The organism is Microbacterium sp. ZW T2_14 (assembly GCF_044987405.1).
GTDB lineage: Bacteria > Actinomycetota > Actinomycetes > Actinomycetales > Microbacteriaceae > Microbacterium.
This window is the reverse complement of record NZ_JBJDRK010000111.1, coordinates 1-4890: the sequence shown is the minus strand read 5'-3', so window position 1 is coordinate 4890 and position 4890 is coordinate 1. Positions and strand designations below refer to the sequence as shown.

Here is a 4890-nt window from a genome sequence, read left to right as displayed (position 1 = left end):
GGTCGGCGTGGTGCGCAACGCTCTCGACGCCGGAGCGGATCCCGACGTGGCGGCCGGAATCGAGCGGGCCGCGGCATCCCTCGCCCGCGACGGCTGGGATGTCGTCGCCGTCGACGCTCCGCGGCTCGAGGAGGCAGCCGTCCTCTGGCGCCGCCTGTCGTGCACCGACATGCTCCTCTCTCTGGACCCCGTGGCGCTGGGGCAGCCCCTCGGGCGTTCGGCCACGCTCTTCCTGCGCGACAGCACGGCGGCTGCGCGCCCCTACGAGACGGCAGGCGAGTACGCCGAGGCGTGGGCGCAACGTGCTCCGATCGCCGCCGAGTGGCGCCGGCTGCAGGTGGAGGTTCCGCTGCTTCTCGGCCCGGTGTCGGCGTCGCGCCTGCGCGGACCGGACTACGACCTCGGCGGAAGCGAGCCCGCAGACCGGGCATGGCGCGACCTCTGGCTCACCGTCGCGGCGAACTTCCTCGGGCTGCCCGCACTCGCGCTGCCGACGGGCCTCGGCGACGACGGCATGCCGGCCGGTGTGCAGCTCATCGGCCCGCTCTGGGGAGAGGACATCCTGCTCGACGCGGGCCGCGCGGTCGAGGCCGGCGTTCCCCGGCTGCCGGCGCTCTTCTAGCGCGACGCCGCCCAGCGCGCCACGATGGGGCGGGGCAGGGCGCGGATGGCGGGCGTATCAGCTCCACCGACTCCGCCTCCTCCTCCCAGACGGAAGACGATCGGAGAGCCCATGTCTCGCACGCGGGCGTCGCAGGTGGCGCTGCCGGATCTGCGCGGGCGGACGGCGCTCGTCACCGGCGCGAGCGACGGCGTGGGGGTCGAGATCGCGCGCGGACTCGCGGGTGCGGGCGCCGATCTGGTGCTTCCGGTGCGCAATCGCGGCAAGGGCGCGCGGGCGATCGACGCGATTCGCGACGGTGCGCCCGACATCCGCGTGAGTCTTCGCGATCTCGACCTGGCGCGCCTGGCGTCGGTCGATGCGCTCGCCGCGGCCCTCCGCGCCGAGGGGACACCGCTGGACATCGTCGTTCTCAATGCGGGGATCGTGCTGCTCGGCGACCCCGAACGCCACGTGAGTTCCGACGGGTTCGAGCTGCATTTCCAGACGAACTTCCTCGGGCACTTCGCGCTGACCACGGCGCTGCTGCCCCTGCTGCAGGAGCACGGAACGCGTGTCGTCGTGCAGCTGAGCCTTGCGGCAGCCATCGCCCGGCCGGACTGGAACGACCTTCAGAGCGAGCGCCGCTACTCGCCGCTGCGGGCCTACGGTGCCTCGAAGGCGGCGCTGGGGCTGTTCGCCTACGAGCTCGCCCGGCGATCGGCCGCCGAGGGATGGGGCATCTCGGTGCAGCTCAGTCATCCTGGCGTGGTGCCCGACACGGGGATCGCGCCGGCGATGCGTGCACGTCAGCGCAGCGATGCCGGGCGGCGGCTCGCCCAGCGCCTGGGCAACACGCCCGCGCAGGCGGCGCAGCCGGCGCTGCGGGCGGCGGTGACGGATGCGGTCGCCCTGACGGCGCGGCCGGGCTTCTTCGGACCGTCGGGGATGATGCACTTCGGTGGGGCGGCGGAGGCGTTGCGACCATACCGTCGGCTCGCCGACCCTGCCGCGGGCGCACGGATGTGGGCGGTCGCCGAGAAGCTGCTGCGCGACCGCGCGGACACCGTGCGCGCCTGAGCGCCGGCTCGCCGCGCCGTTATGCGCGCCGGCCTGCCGCGCCGCCGGGCGTGCCTGAGCGCCGGCTCGCCGCGAGGCCGGACGGGTCGGAGCGACGGCTCGCCGCGACGCCGAGCGCGCCGGAGCGGAGGCAGCACCCGGCGTCGCGAACCGCGCTCGCCGGCTTAGGGGATCGGCGACTCCGGCGCCTCGGGCGTCTGCGGGAACGGCGGCTCCTCGGGATGCGGCGCGAGCGGCTCTTCCGGCCAGGGGGCCGGAGGCTCGCTCGGCGGCTGCGGCGTCGGCGAGTCGGGGCTGGGCGCGCTGGGTCCGCCAGGTGCCTCACCCGGCGGAGTCTGATCGGGCAGCGGCTCCGGGATCGTGGGGTCGGTCATAGCTCCTCCAATGAGGGTCGTGGCGTGGTCCGCCTGTCCACACCCAGACTCCTGCGGCCGCGCCCGCTCTGCGAGCCCCTTGACGTCGTACCGGCACGGAAGTAACCACGCGTGCGGACGACCTCTGTGGCCTCCGTAGGGTGGAGGGGTGGCATCCGTTCTGAATATCTCGGCGTATCTGTTCACGCACATCGCCGATCCTCCCGAGCTGCGGTCGACGCTCCGCGATCGGGCGCTCGCAGATGGGCTGAAGGGCACCATCCTGCTCGCCGAAGAGGGGATCAACCTGTTCCTGGCGGGGGATGCCGTCGCCCTCCGCGGCTTCGTCGCCGACCTTCGGGCCGACCCGCGCTTCGCCTCGCTGACGACGAAGGAGAGCTGGTCCGCTGCGCAGCCCTTCGGCAGGATGCTGGTCAAGGTGAAGCGCGAGATCATCCGCATGGATCACCCCACGATCCGCCCGGAGGCCGACCGCGCGCCGGCAGTCGCACCCGAGACGCTGCGCCGCTGGCTCGAGCGCGGGCGAGACGATGAGGGACGCGAGGTGGTGCTGCTCGACACCCGCAACGCCTTCGAGGTCGACTACGGCTCGTTCGACGGCGCTCTGGACTGGCGCCTCGAGCGGTTCACCCAGTTTCCGGATGCCGCAGCCGCCGCCGCGGCGGACCTCGACGGCAAGACCGTGGTCAGCTACTGCACCGGCGGCATCCGCTGCGAGAAGGCGGCGATCTACCTGCGCGGGGCGGGCGTGCAGGCCTACCAGCTGGACGGCGGCATCCTCGGCTACTTCGAGCAGGTCGGCGGCGACCACTGGAGCGGGGACTGCTTCGTGTTCGACGAGCGCGAAGCGCTCACTCCCGCTCTGACGCCTCGCCGCGAGGTGCTCGCATGACCCCCTCCGGACCGGTCGCCGCCTCACGCGCGCGGCCGAGCGGACGTGCGGTGGCACTCGCGCTCGCGATCGACGTGGTGGTCGTGGTGGCCTTCGCCGCGGTCGGCCGCGCCAGCCACGACTCCGACGTGTGGGGCGGCCTCTGGCAGACGGCGTGGCCGTTCCTCGTCGGCCTCGCGGCCGGCTGGCTCGTCACGCTCGCCTGGCGGGCACCCGCAGCTCCCGTGCGGACCGGCCTCGGCGTGTGGGCGGTCACCGTGGGCGGAGGGATGCTGCTGCGTGCGGCGACCGGTCAGGGCACGGCGCTCCCGTTCATCATCGTCGCCTCCGTGACGCTGCTCGTCGGCCTGGTCGGGTGGCGCGTGATCGCCGCCGTCGTGCGCCGCGCGCGTCAGCGCTGAGGGCGGACGTCACCAGGGGAGGAGATGTGACGAGGGGAGGAGGAACCTGCCCGAATCGGTCCTCCGCTCCTCCCATCTCCTCCGTCCATGACGCCCTGGGGAGGACGGCGGCGGCGCGATAACGGAATGCGGGTCAGCTGCGCCCGGAGTGGACGGATGCCGGGCGCCCCGCTCCGACGGGAGCGCGAGGCCTGCGCGCTCACGTGGTCTTGCGGAGGCCCGTCTCGATCACGATCCGGTTGCCGTCGATCACGCCGGGGCCGTCGCCGGGCGTCGGTGCGGGGGCGGGGGTGATCTGCTCCGCCTCCCATACGGCGCGAGCGTTCTCGGCGGTCGGGTGGAAGAACTCGTCGATGCCGAGCAGTCCTCCCGAAGAGTGCGAGGGCGCTTCGCCCCGACTCCGCCGCCGACGTGTGTCGATCGCGAACCAGAGGAAGTACACCGGCAGCGCCACCGCGGCGGTGAGGAATCCCCACACCGTGACGCCGCCCATGTCCATGACGACAGCGTACGTCGCTCTCAGCGGTGGGCGAAGGCCTCCAGGGTGGCGTCGGGCGGGAGCTCGTCGAACCAGGCGTCGAAGGACACCGGCGTGCCGTCTCCGGGAACCGCGTCGACGTAGGTCGTCGTCGCCGCGGCGATGGTCCCGTCGGCTGCGCGGGCGAGCACCGCGACGGCGACATACTCCTGGTCGTCGGCGAAGTTCGCGCTGACCGTTCCGGACACCTCAGCGGGCCCCCCTGACCCGACCGCCCCGGTCACCTGCTCGACGACGAAGGACCCCGTCTCGTCGGCGGGGGACAGCGTCGCCTCCGAGGCGGCGGGCAGGTTCACGCCGACGCTGGCGATCTGCGCGTCGCCCATGTCGAAGAAGTAGCCCACCACGGCCGTGCGGCCGGACAGCAGCATGGCGTAGCCGGGAGCTGACCCGATCGTCGACCCGTCCTCGGCGTAGGCGATGACCTCGACATACGAGTCGAAGACGTAGTCCGGGTTGGGGTTGTCGATCACCACGGCGTACCACCAGACGTCGTCGTAGTCCTGCCCGAAGGCGGTCTCGGCGACCGTCGGCTGCACGGGCGCCGCGAACTGCGTTCCGGAATCGGGCTGCCCATCGGTTCCCGGCGCAGTGATGCCGGGAACGACGTACTCCTCGTAGTCGTCCTCATATGGTCCCGCCCCGGCGTCGGAGGAACCGGCGAACGATCCCAGGATCGCCGCCGCCGCGAGCACGACGGTCAGGATGCCGCCGACGATCGAGATCCCGAGCGCGGCGAACCCGAGGCCCTTCCCACCCTGTTTCCTGCTGATCAGGGCGATCAGCGAAAGGACGAAGGCGACGAACAGCAGCAGGGGGGACAGCGCACCGGTTCCCCATGAGCCGGCGGCGGCACCGACGAGCGCGGTGAGGATTCCGACGCCCGCGACGACGAGCGCGATGACCGCGAGCGCCTTCGGCCGGATATCGATGCCTCCCGGCCCGGTGCCGCCGGGCAGGGCGCCGCCGGGCAGAGCGCCGCCAGGAATGGCACCGCCGGGCAG

7 protein-coding genes are annotated in these 4890 nt (G+C 72.9%); 4 read left to right on the top strand and 3 right to left on the bottom strand.

Annotated elements, in window-relative coordinates:
- The coding region (locus ACI3KY_RS20085) for an amidase family protein (RefSeq protein ID WP_404931890.1) at positions 1-622 on the top strand (622 nt) is incomplete at its 5' end.
- A gap of 111 nt (positions 623-733) precedes the next feature.
- The gene (locus ACI3KY_RS20080; protein WP_404931889.1) at positions 734-1681 is read left to right on the top strand and encodes an SDR family oxidoreductase; all 948 of its coding nucleotides are present in this window, start codon (positions 734-736) and stop codon (positions 1679-1681) included.
- 164 nt (positions 1682-1845) lie between these two features.
- Here ACI3KY_RS20080 and ACI3KY_RS20075 read toward each other — a convergent pair whose 3' ends face one another.
- Positions 1846-2055, bottom strand: a complete 210-nt coding sequence (locus ACI3KY_RS20075) for a hypothetical protein (RefSeq protein WP_404931888.1) — start codon at positions 2053-2055, stop codon at positions 1846-1848.
- Positions 2056-2203: 148 nt separating this feature from the next.
- Here ACI3KY_RS20075 and ACI3KY_RS20070 point away from each other — a divergent pair, with 148 nt between their 5' ends.
- Positions 2204-2947: a sulfurtransferase gene (locus ACI3KY_RS20070; protein WP_404931887.1), complete on the top strand. Its 744-nt coding sequence runs from the start codon at positions 2204-2206 to the stop codon at positions 2945-2947.
- A complete protein-coding gene (locus ACI3KY_RS20065) occupies positions 2944-3348 on the top strand; it encodes a DUF3054 domain-containing protein (protein ID WP_404931886.1) in 405 nt (134 codons plus the stop codon). Before ACI3KY_RS20070 ends, ACI3KY_RS20065 begins: the two co-directional genes overlap by 4 nt.
- Positions 3349-3547: 199 nt before the next feature.
- Here ACI3KY_RS20065 and ACI3KY_RS20060 read toward each other — a convergent pair whose 3' ends face one another.
- Both ACI3KY_RS20060 and ACI3KY_RS20055 read right to left on the bottom strand, forming a co-directional pair.
- Positions 3548-3847: a hypothetical protein gene (locus tag ACI3KY_RS20060; protein ID WP_194413232.1), complete on the bottom strand. Its 300-nt coding sequence runs from the start codon at positions 3845-3847 to the stop codon at positions 3548-3550.
- Between the two features lie 20 nt (positions 3848-3867).
- Positions 3868-4890 (bottom strand): hypothetical protein (locus tag ACI3KY_RS20055; RefSeq protein WP_404931885.1); only part of this gene is annotated, 1023 nt, incomplete at its 5' end.